Annotated in this window: 18 protein-coding genes; 5 read left to right on the plus strand and 13 right to left on the minus strand. The window is 68.5% G+C overall.

Features of this window, described 5'->3' with window-relative positions; genetic code table 11:
• Positions 1-86 precede the first annotated feature (86 nt).
• The 8 genes from AC06E6_RS04105 to AC06E6_RS04140 all read right to left on the minus strand — a co-directional run bounded on the left by AC06E6_RS04105 (position 87) and on the right by AC06E6_RS04140 (position 9577).
• Complete coding sequence (locus tag AC06E6_RS04105; protein ID WP_240212680.1) at positions 87-923, minus strand: carbohydrate ABC transporter permease; 837 nt, start codon at positions 921-923, stop codon at positions 87-89.
• Complete coding sequence (locus tag AC06E6_RS04110; RefSeq protein ID WP_240212679.1) at positions 920-1801, minus strand: carbohydrate ABC transporter permease; 882 nt, start codon at positions 1799-1801, stop codon at positions 920-922. Before AC06E6_RS04110 ends, AC06E6_RS04105 begins: the two co-directional genes overlap by 4 nt.
• Positions 1798-3066 carry a sugar ABC transporter substrate-binding protein gene (locus tag AC06E6_RS04115; RefSeq protein ID WP_478060498.1) on the minus strand — a complete coding sequence of 423 codons (1269 nt, stop codon included), beginning with the start codon at positions 3064-3066 and terminating at the stop codon, positions 1798-1800. The genes AC06E6_RS04110 and AC06E6_RS04115 overlap by 4 nt, the downstream gene beginning before the upstream one ends.
• A gap of 15 nt (positions 3067-3081) precedes the next feature.
• Positions 3082-4698 carry a glucoamylase family protein gene (locus tag AC06E6_RS04120; RefSeq protein ID WP_104938664.1) on the minus strand — a complete coding sequence of 539 codons (1617 nt, stop codon included), beginning with the start codon at positions 4696-4698 and terminating at the stop codon, positions 3082-3084.
• An 84-nt stretch (positions 4699-4782) separates the two neighbouring features.
• Positions 4783-7746, minus strand: coding sequence for a TonB-dependent receptor (locus tag AC06E6_RS04125; protein WP_240212678.1), 2964 nt, complete (start codon positions 7744-7746; stop codon positions 4783-4785).
• Positions 7747-7827: 81 nt separating this feature from the next.
• Positions 7828-8850, minus strand: coding sequence for a LacI family DNA-binding transcriptional regulator (locus AC06E6_RS04130; protein WP_240212799.1), 1023 nt, complete (start codon positions 8848-8850; stop codon positions 7828-7830).
• A gap of 158 nt (positions 8851-9008) precedes the next feature.
• Entirely contained in the window at positions 9009-9281 is a 273-nt protein-coding gene (locus tag AC06E6_RS04135; protein WP_104938660.1) for a BolA family protein, read from the minus strand.
• A complete protein-coding gene (locus AC06E6_RS04140) occupies positions 9278-9577 on the minus strand; it encodes a YciI family protein (RefSeq protein WP_240212677.1) in 300 nt (99 codons plus the stop codon). Before AC06E6_RS04140 ends, AC06E6_RS04135 begins: the two co-directional genes overlap by 4 nt.
• Positions 9578-9924: 347 nt before the next feature.
• Between AC06E6_RS04140 and AC06E6_RS04145 the strand changes: the two genes are divergently transcribed.
• The 5 genes from AC06E6_RS04145 (at position 9925) to AC06E6_RS04165 (ending at position 14411) form a co-directional block, all read left to right on the plus strand.
• A complete protein-coding gene (locus tag AC06E6_RS04145) occupies positions 9925-10839 on the plus strand; it encodes a segregation and condensation protein A (RefSeq protein ID WP_240212676.1) in 915 nt (304 codons plus the stop codon).
• A gap of 16 nt (positions 10840-10855) precedes the next feature.
• A complete protein-coding gene (gene scpB, locus AC06E6_RS04150) occupies positions 10856-11695 on the plus strand; it encodes an SMC-Scp complex subunit ScpB (protein ID WP_240212675.1) in 840 nt (279 codons plus the stop codon).
• A complete protein-coding gene (locus AC06E6_RS04155; protein ID WP_240212674.1) occupies positions 11692-13278 on the plus strand; it encodes a pseudouridine synthase in 1587 nt (528 codons plus the stop codon). The genes scpB and AC06E6_RS04155 overlap by 4 nt, the downstream gene beginning before the upstream one ends.
• Positions 13279-13415: 137 nt before the next feature.
• Entirely contained in the window at positions 13416-13757 is a 342-nt protein-coding gene (locus AC06E6_RS04160; RefSeq protein WP_240212798.1) for a type II toxin-antitoxin system prevent-host-death family antitoxin, read from the plus strand.
• Between the two features lie 3 nt (positions 13758-13760).
• Complete coding sequence (locus tag AC06E6_RS04165; protein ID WP_240212673.1) at positions 13761-14411, plus strand: ATPase; 651 nt, start codon at positions 13761-13763, stop codon at positions 14409-14411.
• Positions 14412-14453: 42 nt separating this feature from the next.
• On the opposite strand, the gene AC06E6_RS04170 is transcribed toward AC06E6_RS04165, so the two are convergent.
• The 5 genes from AC06E6_RS04170 to AC06E6_RS04190 form a co-directional block, all read right to left on the minus strand.
• Complete coding sequence (locus AC06E6_RS04170) at positions 14454-14885, minus strand: hypothetical protein (protein WP_240212672.1); 432 nt, start codon at positions 14883-14885, stop codon at positions 14454-14456.
• Positions 14886-14991: 106 nt separating this feature from the next.
• The gene (locus AC06E6_RS04175) at positions 14992-15789 is read right to left on the minus strand and encodes an amidohydrolase (RefSeq protein WP_240212671.1); all 798 of its coding nucleotides are present in this window, start codon (positions 15787-15789) and stop codon (positions 14992-14994) included.
• On the minus strand, positions 15782-15967 hold the full coding sequence (locus AC06E6_RS04180; protein ID WP_240212670.1) for a hypothetical protein: 186 nt from the start codon (positions 15965-15967) through the stop codon (positions 15782-15784). The genes AC06E6_RS04175 and AC06E6_RS04180 overlap by 8 nt, the downstream gene beginning before the upstream one ends.
• A gap of 5 nt (positions 15968-15972) precedes the next feature.
• Positions 15973-16119 carry a hypothetical protein gene (locus AC06E6_RS04185; RefSeq protein ID WP_240212669.1) on the minus strand — a complete coding sequence of 49 codons (147 nt, stop codon included), beginning with the start codon at positions 16117-16119 and terminating at the stop codon, positions 15973-15975.
• On the minus strand, positions 16116-17264 hold the full coding sequence (locus AC06E6_RS04190) for a pyridoxal phosphate-dependent aminotransferase (protein ID WP_478060395.1): 1149 nt from the start codon (positions 17262-17264) through the stop codon (positions 16116-16118). The genes AC06E6_RS04185 and AC06E6_RS04190 overlap by 4 nt, the downstream gene beginning before the upstream one ends.
• Between the last annotated feature and the right edge of the window lie 7 nt (positions 17265-17271).

The raw sequence follows: 17271 nt of genomic DNA on the forward strand, positions 1-17271 counted from the left end.
GCCGCCGGCGCCGGAACGCCCCGCGCGGCCGGGGCACGGCCCGGCATCCGCCGACGCGCCGGGCACGCCGTGGCAGGCGTGCCCGCTCACCCCTTCACGCTGCCCAGCAGTAGCCCCTGGATGTAGTAACGCTGCAGCAGCAGGAACAGCGCCAGCACCGGCACCACGGTGACCACCGCGCCGGCCATCATCATTTCCACGTCCATGATGTGCTCGCGCGAAAGCGAGGCCAACGCCACCGGCAGGGTGTAGTGCTCCTGGTCGGTGAGCACGATCAACGGCCACATGAAGTCGTTCCATGCGCCCATGAAGGTGAAGATCGCCAGCGTCACCAGCACCGGCTTGAGCATGGGCAGCACGATCTGGAAGAAGATGCGGGCCTCGCTGGCGCCGTCGATGCGCGCCGCCTCCAGCAACTCGTCGGGGATCGAGCGTGCGTACTGCCGCACCAGGAAGATGCCGAACACGCTGGCCAGCGCCGGCACCACCACCCCGCCCCAGGTATTGACCAGCCCCAGCTGCTTCATCAGCAGGAACAGCGGCAGCATCGCCACCTGCGCCGGGATCACCAGCGCCGCCAGCAGCACCTGGAACACCCGCTCGCGGCCGGCAAAGCGCAGCTTGGCGAAGGCATAACCGGCCAGGGTGTTGAACAGCAGCGAGCCCACGGTGATGCCCGCCGACATGCCCAGGCTGTTGAGAAAGTTGCCGGCCATGCCGGTGCGCGCGAACAGCTGCCGGTAGTTGTCGATGGTGGCCTGCGCCGGCAGCAGCGGCGGCGGGAACTGCGAGGCCTGCCCGCTGGGCATGAACGACACCGACACCATCCACGCCAGCGGCGCCAGGCTGACAAAGGCCAGCAGCAGCAGGGCCGCATTGACCCACGCGCCCCAGGCACGCGATTGGCCGATTTCGCGACTCATACCAGCTCCCTGCGCCTGCCGTAGCGCAACATCAGCGTGGTCACGCCCAGGATGATCAGGAACAGCAGGAACGCAACGGCCGAAGCACGCCCCAGGTTCCACCACTTGAAGCCTTCCTCGAACATGTAATACAGCACGCTCACCGTGCTCTGCAGCGGATCGCCGCGGGTCATCACGTAGGGCTCGGCGAACAGCTGGAAATAGCCCGAGACGGTGATCACCCCGACCACCAGCAGCACCGGCCCGAGCATGGGCAGGGTGATGTGCAGGAACTGCTTCCAGCGCGAGGCGCCGTCGATCCGCGCGGCCTCGTACAGGTCGCGCGGGATGGCCTGCAGCCCGGCCAGGAAGATCACCATGTTGTAGCCGAAGTTCTTCCACACCGCGAACAGGATGATGGTCGGCATCGCCCAGTGCGGATCGCCGAGCCAGTCCACCGGGTTGACGCCGACCTGCCCCAGCGCCCAGTTCACCAACCCGTAGCGGGTGTGGAACAGGTAGCGCCAGATCACCGCCACCGCCACCAGGGTGGTCACCACCGGCGCGAACAGCGCGGTGCGGAACAGCGCCTTGAAGCGCGCCACCGGCGCATTGATCAGCATCGCCGCGCCCAGCGACAGGGCGATCGACAACGGCACGCCAAGCACCACGAAATACGCGGTGTTGCCCAGCGACTTCCAGAACATCGGCGTGCGCAGCAGGTCCAGGTAGTTGTGCAGGCCGACGAAGCGCAGGTTGTGCGGGTCGGCCAGCGCGTACAGGTCGAAATCGGTCAGGCTCAGCGCCAGCGCCGACAGTACCGGCAGCCCGAAGAACACGCCGATCACGATCAGCGCCGGCGCGGCGAACACCCAGCCGGCGAGCGCGCCCCGCTTCATCGCGCGGCCTCCTGCGTCGCCTGCCGCTGGATGATCCAGCGGCGCTTGGCTAGGATCTCGTCCACCCGCGCGTCCAGCCGCCTGACCGCGGCGTCCTGGTCCAACCCGCCGCGTACCACCTGCTCGCTGACGATGCGCATTTCCTGGGCGATGCGCTCCCACTCCAGCACCTTGGGCGTGGGCCTGACCCGCTCCAGCTGCTGGCCGAACGCGGCCGCCAGCGGGTCCTCGTGCAGCGATGCCTGCCGCCACACGCTGCGCCGCGGCGGCAGGTCGCCGATGAGGGCGTGGAACCGCTGCTGCACCGCCGGTCGCGACAGGAACTCGATCAGTTTCCATGCGGCCTGCTTGTGCGGCGACGACTGCATCACCACCAGGCTGGTGCCACCGGCGATGCCGCCGCCCGGGCCATGCGGACCCGGTAGCGGCGCGGTGCCCCACTCGCCCTCCAGCGAGGCCGGCTGGCGTTGCCGGAACTCGCGGATGTTCCAGGGCCCGGACAGGTAGAACACGGTGAAGCCGCGGAAGAACTCGTCCCACACATTGGAGATCTGGGTCTCGGACATCTTCGGCGCCCAGCCCTGCTCGAACATGTTGGCGTAGAAGCCCAGCGCGCGGCGGAACCCCGGACTGGCGAAATTGCCGCGGGTGTCGTGGTCGCGCAGCAGCGGGTCGTCCTGCTGCAGCGCCAGCGACAGCTGCGGCTCGAACTCGTTGAGCGGCATCAGCACCGGGTAGCGGTCGGGCCCGAGCACCTGCTTCAGCGCCCGGTTCATGCGCTCCCACTCGGCCCAGTCGCGCGGCGGGTGGTCATAGCCGGCCTTGCGCAGCAGGTCCTTGCGGTAGAACAGCAGCCGCGTATCCACGTACCAGGGGATGCCGACCAGTCGGCCCTCGACCACGTTGGTGTCCCAGATGCCCGGGAAATAGTCCGCCGGCACGACCTCGCGCGAAGCGTCCACGTAGGGCTGCAGCGGGGTCAGCGCACCGAGGGTGGCGAACTCGGGTATCCAGGTATTGCCGAGCTGGCAGATGTCCGGCAGGCCGTCCGCGGCATAGGCGGTCAGCAGCTTTTCGTGCGCCGCGGTCCAGGGGATGTTCTGCACCTCGACGCGGATGCCGGGGTTCTCGGCCTCGAACTCGCGGACCAGCTCGCCGACCACTTCGGCTTCGCGCCCCATCGCCCAGAAGCGAAGGGTGATGCCCTGCTGCGGCCGCGCGCAGGCGGCCAGCAGGACCAGGCACAACAGCACGGGCAGGCGCAGCGTCACCGGCCCGACCTATTGCGGCCGGGGCGCGGGCTTGCCCGCCGCCTTCTGCTCCTGCGCGGCGGCGGCGCGCGACTCGGCAATGCCCACCGCGCGCGCGGCGGCAGCCTTGTCGTCCTTCTGCAGCGGCTGCCACTCCTCCCCTTCCGGCAGCAGCCAGCCACCGGCAAAGCCGGCGCGCTCCAGGCCCTTGCGGATATAGGGGTTCTTCTTCATCACGTTCCAGACGAACTCGTCGCGGTAGTTGGCGATGCCCGCCAGGATCGGCCCCTGGTCGATGGCGATGTAATCACTGGCCACCCAGCCGCGGTCGGGAATCAGGCGCCCGGTCTTGAGCGGGATGTCGTAGTCGAAACTGGGGTTGAACGAGTCCAGGAAGCCGTAGCTGGAGTACAGGTAGTCACCGTAGCGCCGGTGCATTTCCTGGGTGGCGGGAATCACCACCTCCGGCGCGAACGGCAGCGAGGAGATCGCCGCCGACGGCACGATGGTGCCGTCGTCGAAATTCTCACGCAGGCCGGCACCGCGCGCGGAATAATGGCGGAACTGGCGCTGTTCGCCCTTGTATTCCTGGGTGGTGTTCTGGGGCCCGTCGCCGGCGGTCAGCCCCCATACGTTCTCGCCATAGTCCTTCCATTGCATCGGGTTGGCGATGGCGTACTCGCGCTGGGCCAGCGTGGCACGGCGGCTGTTGAGGAAGTAGTCGATGCCGCGCTCGCGCATGTAGGCGTCCTGGATGTCGCGGAAGTCGATCCAGACGTGGCTGTACTGGTGGCCGAACAGCGGCCCGAACGACAGGTACTCCTGCCCCTGGAACACGCCCCAGTCGTTGTCGTAGGTGCGCGTCCACACGGTCCACGCATCGGGCTCGACCGGATGCGTCGGCGAGCCCAGCGCCAGCACGTAGAGCATCATCGCCTCGTTGTAGCCCATCCAGTCGTGCTGGATGAAACCGCTCTCGGGGAACCAGCCCATCGACACCAGCGGCTTGTTGCGCTGCAGCCACTGCCAGTCCACGCGGCGGTAGAGCGTATCGGCGATCCTGCGGATCTCCTTCTCACGCGCGTCGTCGCCATCGTAGTAGGACTGCGCGAACAGCACGCCCATCAACAGCAGCGCGGTATCCACGCTGGACAGCTCCACCCAGCTGTCGTATCGGCGGCCGTCGTGCATGTCCAGGAAGTGGTAATAAAAGCCCTTGTAGCCGGCCTTGCCGGTGCGCTGCGGGCCGGTGGGCACGTCGCGCAGGAAGCGCAGCGTGGTCAGGGTGCGGTCCACCGCCTGGGTACGGCTGACCCAGCCCTTCTCGATGCCGATCGGATAGGCGGTCAGGGCGAAGCCGACCGAAGCGATGCTGGCGAACGGACGCGACGGATAGCGGTCCGGGGTGAGCCCGTTGCGCTCGTTGGTGGTGTCCCAGAAAAACTGGAAGGTGCGCCGCTCGATGTCGTCGAACAGCGGCGGAAGTTCGGGTTTCATCGGCCGCGGCGGCAGGTCCGCTTCGATCAGGATCACCTGGGGCACCACTTTCGGTGTCGGCTCGGGCGCCTTGCCGCACCCGGCCACCAGGCCCAGCGCGAGTCCGGCGGCGGTGCACAGCAACAGCTTGGTGGTACGCGGGATGCTCAAGACGCTTTCCGTTGGGGGAACCAGGGGGTGGGCCGTGGCCGGTGGCTGGCCCGGCCGCCATTGCCGGCGGCCGGGCGCAGCGGCTTACCAGTCCAGACCGAAGGACAGCTTGAAGGTACGGGTGGCGTACTGGTCCCAGCTGTTGATCACACCGGTGTTCCAGTTGATGCCGTACCCACCCCAGTTGGTCCAGTTGAACACGTTGATCACGTCGGCACGGACCTTGAGCTTCAGGTCGGTGCCGGTGTCCCAGGTCTTGGTCAGCGACATGTCGAACTGCTTGAAGCCATAGGTGCCGTCCGGCTCCCAGCTGCGGGGGCGCTCATAGCCGCTGGTGCCATCGATGTCCCAGCGCTTGACCTTGCTGGCCAGGGTCAGCTTGCCGGCCACGCTCATGCCCCAGGGCAGGTCGGTGAAGCCGCTGACCACCAGGCGGTGGCGCGGGGTCCAGGCGCCGTCGTACCAGCCGCCACCGGGGAAGTACCAGCCGTATACCGGATCTTTCTCGTGGATGTTCTGCTTGGCGTCGGTGAAGGTATAGGCGAAGTTGAGGTTCCACGGGCTCTCGGCCGTGTAAGGCTTGTCGGCACTGAGCAGCAACGCGTTGCTGCGTGACTGGAAACCGTTGGTGGCCAGGATCAGCCCGCCCAGCCCCGGCAGCCCGCCGCCGCTCCACGGACTACCCGATGCGTTGTAGTAGCTGCCATCGCCGCGGCGGTTGCCGCGCATGATCAGCAGGCCATCCTTGTAACGGATGTGCTGCAGGGTGGCCGAGGTATTCCAGTCATGGCCCATAACGGCGAACGTGTTGCGGATGCCCAGGCTGATCTGGTCCGAATACGGGGTCTTCAGGTCGTTGTCGAACATCCATACTTCGCGGCCGGCCTGGGACGAATTGGCCAGCGACATCAGGTATTCGCGATCGAGCAGCTGCGGGTTCCAGGCCAGGCAGTTGGATGCGGCCGGGTCGCAGGCATGGCCCGGCGAGTTGATCATGAACTCGCGGGTCGGGAATGTGGCCTTGGTCAGCTCCAGCTGCAGGTAATCGAACAGGTTGCGGTCGTAGGAGCGGCCGATGCCGCCGAACAGCACATGGCGCTCGTCGCCGCTGAGGTCATACGAGAACCCGATGCGCGGCTGGATGGCGTTCTTGAACGCCTTGCGGTTGTTGCCGGTGCTGATGAAACGGTTGATGTCGATGCCGCCCAGCGCCAGCGTCTGCGCATAGGTCTGGCCCACCGCGGCGCCGGCCTGCGGATCCTGGGCATTGAGCGAGGCCAGCACGTCGGCGCTGGTCGCGTAGTCCAGGTAGGAGGGGGTTTTCTCGTAGTCCCAGCGCAGGCCGAGGTTCAGGATCAGGCGATCGGTGACGTCCCAGTCATCCTGGATGTAGAGACCGAACTGCTTGTTCTTCGAGGTGACCGTACCGCCACTGGTGCCGATGGCCGGGCTGCCGAAGCGCACGAAGTACGGCACCATGCCGCCCTGGTTGATGTCGTAGTAGAACTGCGGGTTGTACGGCTGCTGCTCGGTGGTCTCCAGATCCACCTGCTTGTACTTGATGCCGAATTTGACGGTATGGCCTTCCCAGCCGAAGAACGTGGTGTCGTTCTGCAACGACCAGCCCTTCTGCCCCTTGTTCTGCAGACCACCGTTACCGGCGCCGATGCGGAAGATCTGCCGGCCGTCGTTGGACGAGCCATCGGTGAGCACCATGCCGTTGCCGTAGTTGGCCGGCTCCATGCTCCAGAACGCCTTTTCGTAGGTCAGGTGGGCGTCGTTGAGCCAGTTGCTGTTGGAGAACTGCCAGTGCAGGTCGTAGCGGTCCTCGTTGACGCCGACGTCGGTGCCGTAGCTGCGCGCGCTCTGCCCGCCGACATTGCTGATGTCGCTTTCCTCGCGACGCTTGTAGCTCAGGTCGACCAGGTTCTCGTCGTTGATCGACCAGTCGAGTTTGCCGAAGTACAGGTCTTCCTTGAACGGCGTGCTGGCCGCGCCCAGCTGGTCGCGCCAGGCCTGCGGCAGGTCCGCGGCGGTGCGTCCCTCGCCCGGGGTCAGGTCCTGCGGGGCGTTGTATTCCTTGGCCTCGTAGGTAACGAAGAAGTGCGCCTTGTCCTTGACGATCGGGCCACCGAACGCCGCGCCATACTGTTTTTCGCCCGAACGGGTCTTGCCGGCGCCGTTCTTCTCGCTCTCCCGCGGCTCGCGCCAGTTCTGGTTGGTGTAATCCCAGAAGAACGAGCCGGAGAAATCGTTGGTGCCCGACCGGGTCGCCGCGGTCACCGCCGCCGAACTGATCTGGTCGTACTCGGCCTTGTAGTTGGAGGTGATGACCTTGTACTCGCCGATCGCCAGCTGCGGGAACGGGTTGCCGCGGCTGGAATCCTGGCCGGTCAGGCCGCCCTGGGTGACGTAGTTCTTCTGGCCGATGCCGTCGATGTAGACATTGACGTTGTTGGCGCTCTGCACGCCGCCGCGCAGCTTGGTGGAGCCGTTGGCCGGGTTCTGCTCGAAGCTCATGCCCGGCACGGTGTCGGCGAAGGCCAGGAAGTTGCGCGTGGTCTGGGGCAGGGCCTGGATCTGCTGGGGGGTGATGTAGGTCGCGATCTCCGACGTCATCGTCTCCACCGGCGCCTGTGCCGTCACCTGCACGGCGTCCAGCGTGGTGGCGTTGCCGCCGGCCGTCTCGGCCACGCCGCCGACGCCGAGGTTGACGGTCGCGGTCTGCCCGACCTGCACGGTGATGTTCTGGCTGCTGGTCTTGCCGCCGGCGGTGACGTCCACCCGGTAGGTGCCCGGCGGCAGGCCGGCCAGCGAATAACTGCCGGTGGCGCTGCTCTGCACGCTGCGGCTCAGGCCGGTGGCCAGGTTGGTCGCGGTCACCTGCGCCTGCCCGGCCGGGGCCGAATCGGCCATCACCTGGCCACGGATGGTGGCACCGGTGCTCTGCGCGAACGCCGGCGCGGCGCCCAGCAGGAGGCAGCTGGCCAGCGCGCAGCTGAGCAGCCTGCGGGCGGGGTACGTGTTGCGGTTGGCGGAATGGTTCATGGGGCTCTCCGGGTGCGGCAGCGCGGCTGCCATTCGGTTCGTTGGTGACCTTGCCGGGGATTCCGGCACATGGGCGGTGGATCAGGGAAGCTCTCGTCGGGACGTCGAATCACGCACGATCAGGGTGGGTACGAGCGTCGTTCCAGCGCCCCCTTCCGACGCGTCGTCGCGCTCCATCAGGTGCAGCAGGTGCGATGTCGCCCGCCCCCCGAGGTCGGCGATGCTGACCTGCATCGTGGTCAAGGACGGGTGAACGAAACGTGCCAGCGGGATATCGTCGAACCCGGCCAGCGCGACCTGTTGCGGCACGCGGACGCCGGCCTGGCTGAAGGCGTACAGGCAACCCAGCGCCATCATGTCGTTCGCCGCGAACACCGCATCGGGCAGGTGCGCTTCGCGCAGCAGCGCCTTTCCGGCCGCGTACCCGGACGCCTCGTCGAAACCGCCGGCCAGCACGCGGCCTTCGGCGGGCGCGCCGGCCGCGGCCATCGCGTCCTGGAAGCCGCGCAGGCGCTCGCGGGCATCATGGTTGCCGTCGGGACCGGCGATGAAGGCGATGCGGCGGTGCCCGGCCTCCAGCAGATAGCGGGTCATGGCCAGGGCGCCGGCATGGTCGTCGATGCCGAAGGCCGGGTACTGGCCATCCGCCACCGGGGTGTTGATCAGGACGGTGGGCAGTGCCGGCGGCAGGTTGTCCATCAGGAAACCCGCGTCTGCCGCATAGGGCGACATGACCAGCAGGCCGTCGACGCGGCCGCGCATGGCCTGCAGCGCGACGCCCTGCTGTTCCTGGTCGCCGTGGTAGCTGGAGACCAGCAGGTGCCAGCGGTGCATGCGCGCGACCCCGTCGATGCCACGCATCAGTTCGGAAAAGAACTCGCCGTGCAGGTCGGGCAGCACCAGGCCGATGGTCTGCGTGCTGCGGCTGCTCAGGCTGCGCGCGGCGGCATGCGGGGCGTAGCGGAGCCGGCGGGCGACTTCCAGCACCTGCTTGCGCACCGGCTCGGCGACGTTCTCGTGACCGTTGAGGGCACGCGACACGGTGGCGACGGAGACCTTCGCCTCACGGGCAACATCCTTGATGGTGATCGCCTGCTTCGCCACCGCCATACCCTCCGCAGACAGGGGTCGCGGCGACTGTAAGCGTTTCCATGTCGATTTGTAAACAATTTGTTACAGGCGAGGCCGGCGCCGGGTACGCCTTGCCCCGCGCGGCCGCGACCGGAAGCGCGCAGGGCGCGCGGCCCGGTCCGCGGCCGGGATCAGGCGCCGGCCTCGGCCGGGGTCCGCGCCTGGATCGACAGCGCGTGGATATCGGTCTGCATCATGTCGCCAAGTGCCGCGTAAACCGCCCGATGGCGCGCCAGCGGTGCCTTTCCGGCGAATGCCGGGCTGACAATCAGCACATTGAAGTGACCGCGCCCGTCGCGCGCGCCGGCATGGCCGGCGTGGCGGTGGCTGTCGTCCTCCACTTCCAGCCGGCTGGGCGCGAAGGCAGCCTCCAGGGCGGCACGGATCCGCTCGACCCGGGTCAAGGCAACACCTTGCGGAACGGCCGCACGTCGACCCGCTGGTAGACACCGGCGGCCACATAGGGGTCGGCGTCGGCCCAGGCGCGGGCGGCCTCCAGGTCGTCGAAGCTGGCGATCACCACGCTGCCGCTGAAACCGGCCGCGCCCGGGTCCTCGGCGTCGATCGCCGGACAGGGGCCGGCCAGCAGCAGCCGCCCCTGCGCCTGCAGTGCCTGCAGCCGCGCCAGGTGCGCTGCCCGCGCGGCCAGGCGCGCGCCCAGCACATCCTGCCCGTCGTAGCCTTCGATCACATACCACACGGCTCGCCGCTCCTTGTCCGCTGAATGATGGCCGGCAAGTCTAGCGCCTGGACGCTGGACACCGCCCGGCCGGGGCGATTACTCTTTACGCCATTGCACGCAGCCGGCCTGTAACGGCCCGGAGCGGCGGCAGGCAAGGCCACCGCCGTCCGACCGATCCGCGATTCCTTCCCGGACTGTGTAGACGACCTCCTCGCGATGACGTTGCCGCATGACAGCGCGGCATGTCGCGTTGTTGATGTGCACGCACGCCGGACAGGCGCGCATGGCTTTCAATCCAGAAGGCAGGACCCTGTCCCGGGCGGGAACCCGGAACGTAAAGGCTCGCAACACCCGATGTCGCCCTGATGACTTCAGAACTCGCGCACGCCGCGAACCCGCCAGCGCCGCCCACCATTCCGCAGCAGCAGGAAATGCCGCTGGCGGTGGTGCATGGGCAGCCGGTCCTGCAGATCCCGCAGGACCTGTACATCCCGCCGGATGCGCTGGAAGTCATCCTCGACGCCTTCGAGGGCCCGCTGGACCTGCTGCTGTACCTGATCCGCCGGCAGAACCTGGACATCCTGGACATCCCGGTCGCCGAGATCACCCGGCAGTACGTCGAGTACATCAACGTCATGCAGGAGCTGCGCTTCGAGCTGGCGGCCGAGTACCTGGTGATGGCCGCGATGCTGGCCGAGATCAAGTCGCGCATGCTGCTGCCGCGCCCGCCCAGCGACGAAGGCGAGGAAGCCGACCCGCGCGCCGAGCTGGTGCGCCGGCTGCAGGAGTACGAACGCTTCAAGCAGGCCGCCGAGGACATCGACGCCCTGCCCCGGCAGGACCGCGACACCACCCCGGCGCATGCCTTCGTGCCGGACCGGACCACGGTCAAGGTACCGCCGCCGGTGGACCTGAAGGAAATGCTGCTGGCGCTGCACGACGTGCTCAAGCGCGCCGAGCTGTTCAGCGGCCACGCGATCAAGCGCGAGGCACTGAGCGTGCGCCAGCGCATGGGCGACGTGCTGGAACAGCTCGAGGACGGCAGGTTCTACCGCTTCGAGACGCTGTTCACCGCCGAGGAAGGCAAGCTCGGCGTGCTGGTCACCTTCCTGGCGCTGCTGGAACTGGCCAAGGAACAGCTGCTGGACATCGTCCAGGAAGCGCCGCTGGCGCCGATCTACGTGAAATCGCTGGCCGCCGGCAACACCAACGCGCCGCTGCAGTTCTCCAGCGAATTCGACGATGGCGACTTCAACGACGCCCACTCCCCCAACGCCTGAGCCCGATTCCCGCCCCATGGATCAACCGCTGATCAACCGCATCGTCGAAGGCGCGCTGCTGGCCTCCAGCCAGCCGCTGACCCTGGCGCAGCTGCAGGAGCTGTTCCCCGAGGATCAGCCGGCGCCGCCGGGCAGCGTCGAACGCGCGCTGGAGCTGCTGCGCGAAGACTGCCAGGGGCGCGGGGTGGAGCTGGTCGAGGTCGCCTCCGGCTTCCGTTACCAGATCACCCGCGAGGTGCACGGCTGGGTCTCGCGGCTGTGGACCGAACGCAAGACCCGCTACACCCGCGCCACCCTGGAGACCCTGGCCCTGATCGCCTACCGCCAGCCGATCACCCGCGGCGAGATCGAGCAGGTGCGTGGCGTGGCGGTGAGCAGCAACATCATCCAGGCGCTGGAAGAGCGCGAATGGATCCGCGTGGTCGGCCACCGCGACGTGCCCGGCAAGCCGGCGCTGTTCGGCACCACCCGCGCGTTCCTGGACTACTTCGGCCTCAAGCGCCTGGACGAACTGCCGCCGCTGTCCGAACTGCGCGACATCGGCGAGCTGGAGCCGCAGCTGCCGCTGGGCGACGACGGCCAGCTGGCCGCGCCGCTCGCCGCCGCCGCGGCCAGCCCCGCAGCGGACGACGCTGCCGGGCGCGGCGACACCGACACCGCGGCAGCCCCTGACGACCGGGATGCCGCACCCGACACCGCCCCCACGGGCGAACCCGACGCCGCGCCGGGAGAGCGCGCGGCGGAAGTGGAAGACACCGGAAACAACGCCGTCGCGACGACGACCGTGGCTGTTGACGAAGCCGATCCCGAACCTGAGGCCGACGAAGAAAACGCCGGCCGGAGCCAAACAGAATGAGTGACACCCCCCGCAAGCCGTCGTTGAACAAGCTCTCGCTCAAGCGCGAAGCCGCTGTCGAGCAGCCCCGGCTGGAAGAACGCCTGCACAAGGTCCTGGCCCAGGCCGGCCTCGGCTCGCGCCGCGCGCTGGAACAGCGCATCGCCGACGGCCTGGTCAAGGTCAACGGCGAGACCGCGCAGACCGGCATGTCGGTCAAGAGCGGCGACAAGATCGACCTCGACGGCCGCAGCTTCGTCGCCAGCGCGCTGACCGACCCGTCGCGCGTGCTGGTCTACAACAAGCCCGAAGGCGAAGTGACCACCCGCGAGGACCCCGAAGGCCGCCCGACCGTGTTCGAGTCGCTGCCGCCGCTCAAGGGCGCGCGCTGGATCGCCATCGGCCGCCTGGACATCAACACCACCGGCCTGCTGCTGCTCACCACCGACGGCGAACTGGCCAACGCCATGATGCACCCGTCGTTCGAGGTCGAGCGCGAGTACGTGGTGCGCGTGCGTGCCCCGGAAGGCCAGGAAAAGGTGCCGGACAACGTCGTCGACCGCCTCGCCCGCGGCGTCGCGCTGGAAGACGGCCCGGCCAAGTTCGACGAGATCGAACGCATCGGCGGCACCGACTCGCACGACTGGTTCCGGGTGGTGGTCAAGGAAGGCCGCAACCGCGAGGTGCGCCGCCTGTGGGAATCGCAGGGCTGCCAGGTCAGCCGCCTCAAGCGCACCCGCTACGGCAAGGTCGAACTGCCGCGCGAACTGCTGCGCGGGCAGTCGGTGGAACTGCCCCAGGCCCAGGTCGAGGCGCTGCGCGCCGAACTGAAGCTGGAAGAAGGCGCGCCCTCGGCGCTGACCCTGCAGCCGGTGATCGGCCAGCGCAAGGCGGCCAAGACCACCGTGCGCGTGCGCGAAGGCGGCCGCGGCAATGCCTACGTCAACGGCCACAACACCGCCGACGAAGGCCGCGAACTGCGCCGCTTCGACACCCTGCGCGAAGACCGCGGCCGTGGCCGCGGCGGCAAGGGCGGCGGCTTCAAGGGCGGCCTGACCGTCAGCGGCGAAGCGGCGGCCAAGCAGTCGCAGAAGCCGTTCAAGCAGCGCAAGCCCAAGGGCGACCGCAGCCTGCCGGAAGGCAACCCCGCCGCGTTCCGCACCTGGTACGTGCCCGAAGGCGTGAGCACCGGGCCCAGCGGCCACCGCAACGCCGGTCCGTCCGGCAGCCGCGGTCCCGGCCGTGGCCCGGCGGGCGACGGCCAGGGCCGCCCGTACGGCAAGCCGCGCCCGGGTGCCGGCGGCGCCGCACGCAGCGGCAGTGGCCAGGGGCGTCCGCAGGGCGGCGGCCAGGGCGCCGGCCAGAGCCAGGGCCAGCGCAAGCATCCCTACGGTCATCCGGGTAATGCCCCGAGCTTCCCGTCCGACCACGCCACCCCGGGCTTCAGCCCGTACGGCGCGCGTCCGGCCGGCAACCGTCCTTCCGGCGCACCGCGCGGCGGCAACCGTCCCGGCGGCAGTGGCCGTCCGGCGGGCCGCCCGGGCGGCGGCCGCCCCGGTGGTGGTCGTCCCGGCGGCGGCGGTCGCGGACCGCGCGGCGGCTGAGGCGCAGGCCGGCCGTCACGGCCCGCCTGCCCGTGCATGACATGAACGCCCGGCCCAGCGCCGGGCGTTCTGCTTTACGGTTCCCCGCTCCGCCGTGGACCGGCCATGCGAAATTTACCCAAAAGCTGCACAACCCCATGGATTTCACCCGGAACCTGTCCGATCTGGAAAAGACGCCCGCCAGCGACGTCAAGGCCAAAGGCTGGCCCGAACTGATGCGCAAGGTGCTCAGGAATGGCGCGGTGGTCGTCACCCATCACAATCATCCACAGGCGGTGGTGGTCTCAGCCGAGGCGTACCAGCGCCTGGTTGACCAGGCCAACGGCCGTTCCGCCGCGGCGCAGCGCGCACAGTCGCTGCAGGCCCTCCAGGCCGAGTTCGACGCCCACCTGGCGACGCTGCAGGCGGGCAGCCTGGCAAACGCCCTGGCCCGCCCCGCCCGCCGCGGACGCACGATCGTCCTGGGCAAGTCGTCGTAAGCGATGGCGAAGATCCTGGTGCTTGCCGGCGTCAATGGCGCAGGCAGGAGTTCACTGCTGGGCGCGATGCTGGCCGAGGATGGCACGGTATGGTTCGACCCGGACGCATTTACCCGCCGGCTGGTCGAATGCGGCTGGCCGCAGGATGAGGCCAATGCGACCGCCTGGCAGGAAGGCGTACGCCGGCTGCGCGCAGCCATGGCCAACGACGTCGATTACGCCTTTGAGACCACGCTGGGCGCGAACACCATCCCTGCCCTGTTGCGCGAAGCCTGTGCGCGGCAGCACGAGGTCAGCCTCTGGTTCTGCGGGCTGGAAAGCATCGAACTGCACCTGCAGCGCGTCGCCGGACGCGTCGCCGGACGCGTCGCCAACGGCGGCCACGACATACCCGAAGGCAAGATCCGCCAGCGCTTCGACAGTTCGCGATTGAACCTGATCGCGCTGTTGCCGCACCTCACCGCCTTGCATCTCTACGACAACAGCCGGGCGGCCGACGCCGATGGCAGGGTCGAGCCGCTGCTGGTACTGGAAGTGGAACGCGGACGGATCCTCTGCCCCACGACGCGGGAGGAATTCACCCAGGTACCCGGATGGGCCAAGCCCATCGTGTGGGCAGCGCTGAAGGCGTTCCCGGTGACCACGGACGACTGAACCCGATGCCCGGCAGGCGACCGGGCATCGGGCAGCGGAAATTCAGCGCCGTTCGATCACGAACTTGCCGAAACCCACGCCCAGGTCCCAGCCACGACCGGTTCCGGCCAGGGCCAGCGAGATGTCGCCCTTGGTCACCACCTGGGCGTTGCTGGAACGGGATGCGCCGGCATGGACCTCGGCCCCGCCGTAGGTGCCGATCAGGTCGTTGACGCTGTAGGCACCGGTGAACTTGCCGCGGCCATCACTGACCGTGGACTTGCCGACCGTCAGGCCGCCCCCCTTGGCGCTGATCTTCACCGGGATGCTGGCGCCGTTGTCGCAGGTGATGGTGCCGGTGCCGGTGGCGGTCTTGTAGAAGATCGACCAGCCGGACAGGTTGAAACGCAGTTCGCAGTCGATGTTGCCGGCCGCGTGGGCGGACGGCGCGACAACCGCAGCCGCCAGCAGCAGGGCTCCCGCCAGGATCTTCATGGTTCGCTCTCCACTCGCAAGGGGACGCGGCGAGCCTAGCAGCGCGCCCGCGTCCGCAGACAGGTACCGGCCGCGCCATCCGGCCGGCGTTCAGCGTCGCCCCGGGTCAGCCCAGGGTGAAGGCATCGGCGTCCAGCATCGCCGGGAACCGCTCGCGGTGCTCGGCCAGTGCCTGCGCCGAGACCACGGTGGTCACCACCTGCTCGCGCTCGCGGATTTCCACCTGCGGCTGGCCGAGGAAGTCGATCACCGCACTGTCGCCGGCGTAATGCAGGCCGTTGCCGTCCACGCCCACGCGGTTGACCACCGCCACGTAGCACAGGTTCTCGATCGCCCGCGCGCGCGCCAGCGTGCGCCAGGCATGGGCGCGCGCCGACGGCCAGTTGGCGACGAAGATCTGCAGGTCGAAATCCATCTGCCCGGGGCGCTCGACGTCGAAGCGGTTGCGGCAGAACACCGGGAAACGCAGGTCGTAGCAGATCTGCGGATTGATCCGCCAACCCTTCAGCTCCACGCACAGGCGCTCGCGCCCGGCCGCATAGCGCTTGTGCTCGCCGGCATAGCGGAACAGGTGGCGCTTGTCGTAGTGCCACAGCCCGCCATCAGGCGTGGCCCACAGCAGGCGGTTGAAGACCCCGCCATCGACGCGCAGCTGCACGCTGCCGGTGACCGCCGCGCCCAGCGCGCGCGCCTGTTCGCGGATCCAGGCCACGGTCGGGCCGTCCATGTCCTCGGCCTTGTCGATGGCGTCGTTGGAGAAGCCGCTGGTGAAGGTCTCCGGCAGGATCACCAGATCGGTGGTGCCGGCCAGCGGCGCCAGCAGCGCGCCGTAATGCGCGCGATTGCCCGCCGGGTCGTGCCAGCGGGTGTCGCCCTGCACGAGGGAAATGCGGAGGTCATTCATCGGTATCACCGTCATAAGGCACGAAACAGATGTCATAGCCGAAAGGATTTTCGCGCGGCGGTTGGTCCGGCGGCGTCTCGTGGATTTCAACCCGCCCCGCCATCTCGAAGCCGATCCTGCCGCTGGTGAAACGGCGCATGTCCGCGGCGGCGTCGGCATCCGTTGCCCATCCCTTCATCGCCATCACCGCCGGCCCAGGACGGCATCAAAGCCGTCCCCAAGCGCCCCGGCAAGGCCATCGGCGATGAGCGCGTAGTGCTGGAATGGCGTGGTGGCGCGCCCGTAGCGCAACGTCAGTTTCCAGTCGTTGCCGGGCGCTTCGTCCGTCACAGTTTCACCAGGCGCTCGATCGCCGCATCCAGCGTGGCGTCGTTCTTGGCGAAGCACAGCCGCACCAGGCGCTGCCCGGCCGGCGCGGTTTCGTAGAACGGCGACAGCGGGATGGCGGTGATGCCCTTGTCGATGGTCAGCCACCTCACGAACTCGTGGTCCGGCAGGTCGCTGATGGCCGAATAATCCACCAGCTGGAAGTAACCGCCCGGCACCGGCAGCGGCTGCAGCCGCGTGGTCAGCAGCTGTTCGCGGAAGCGGTCGCGCTTGGCCTGGTAGAACGCGCCCAGTTCCAGGTGGTGCTCCGGTTCGTCGCGGATCATCGCCGCAAAGCCGTACTGCGCCGGGCCGTAGGTAGTGAAGGTGTTGTACTGGTGCACCTTGCGGAACTCGGCGCTCAACGCCGGCGGGGCGATGGCGTAGCCGATCTTCCAGCCGGTGCAGTGGTAGGTCTTGCCGAAGCTGGAGATCACGAACGCGCGCTCGCGCAGCTCCGGGTAGCGCAGCGCCGATTCGTGGCGGGCGCCGTCGTAGACGATGTGCTCGTAGACCTCGTCGGAGATCAGGTAGATGCCGGTGCCGCGCAGCACGTCGGCCAGCGCCTGCATGTCGGCGGCCGAGAGCATCGCGCCGGACGGGTTGTGCGGCGTGTTGACCATCAGCATGCGCGTCCTGGGGGTGATCGCCGCGCGCACCTTGTCCCAGTCCACGGCGAAGGTGCGCGGGTCCAGCGCCACATGCACCGCGCGCGCGCCGGCCAGGTCGATGGCCGGCTCGTAGCAGTCGTAGGCCGGGTCGAGCACGATGACCTCGTCGCCGGCGCGCACCACCGCATGGATGGCATTGAAGATCGCTTCGGTGCCGCCGGAGGTCACCGTGATCTCGGTATCCGGGTCGACCTGCGCGCCGTAGCAGTCCAATGCCTTCTGCGCGATGGCCTGGCGCAGCGGCGCCACGCCGGTCATCGGCGCGTACTGGTTCAGGCCCTCGCGCATGGCCCGGGCGGTCTCGTCGATCAGCCGCTGCGGCGCCGGGAAGTCCGGGAAGCCCTGGCCCAGGTTGACCGCGCCGTGCTCGGCGGCCAGCTGCGACATCACGGTGAAGATGGTGGTGCCCACCTTGGGCAGCTTGGTCTGCGGTTGCATCGATGCG

This window comes from Stenotrophomonas sp. Steno-Z10-HUANG (genome assembly GCF_056393075.1).

Bases quoted from the DNA above. Each gene is read 5' to 3' on its own strand.
- AC06E6_RS04105 (WP_240212680.1), bottom strand. From the start codon at position 923: ATGAGTCGCGAAATCGGCCAATCGCGTGCCTGGGGCGCGTGGGTCAAT.
- AC06E6_RS04110 (WP_240212679.1), bottom strand. From the start codon at position 1,801: ATGAAGCGGGGCGCGCTCGCCGGCTGGGTGTTCGCCGCGCCGGCGCTG.
- AC06E6_RS04125 (WP_240212678.1), bottom strand. From the start codon at position 7,746: ATGAACCATTCCGCCAACCGCAACACGTACCCCGCCCGCAGGCTGCTC.
- AC06E6_RS04145 (WP_240212676.1), top strand. From the start codon at position 9,925: ATGACTTCAGAACTCGCGCACGCCGCGAACCCGCCAGCGCCGCCCACC.
- scpB (WP_240212675.1), top strand. From the start codon at position 10,856: ATGGATCAACCGCTGATCAACCGCATCGTCGAAGGCGCGCTGCTGGCC.
- AC06E6_RS04155 (WP_240212674.1), top strand. From the start codon at position 11,692: ATGAGTGACACCCCCCGCAAGCCGTCGTTGAACAAGCTCTCGCTCAAG.
- AC06E6_RS04160 (WP_240212798.1), top strand. From the start codon at position 13,416: ATGGATTTCACCCGGAACCTGTCCGATCTGGAAAAGACGCCCGCCAGC.
- AC06E6_RS04165 (WP_240212673.1), top strand. From the start codon at position 13,761: ATGGCGAAGATCCTGGTGCTTGCCGGCGTCAATGGCGCAGGCAGGAGT.
- AC06E6_RS04170 (WP_240212672.1), bottom strand. From the start codon at position 14,885: ATGAAGATCCTGGCGGGAGCCCTGCTGCTGGCGGCTGCGGTTGTCGCG.
- AC06E6_RS04175 (WP_240212671.1), bottom strand. From the start codon at position 15,789: ATGAATGACCTCCGCATTTCCCTCGTGCAGGGCGACACCCGCTGGCAC.
- AC06E6_RS04180 (WP_240212670.1), bottom strand. From the start codon at position 15,967: ATGAAGGGATGGGCAACGGATGCCGACGCCGCCGCGGACATGCGCCGT.
- AC06E6_RS04190 (WP_478060395.1), bottom strand. From the start codon at position 17,264: ATGCAACCGCAGACCAAGCTGCCCAAGGTGGGCACCACCATCTTCACC.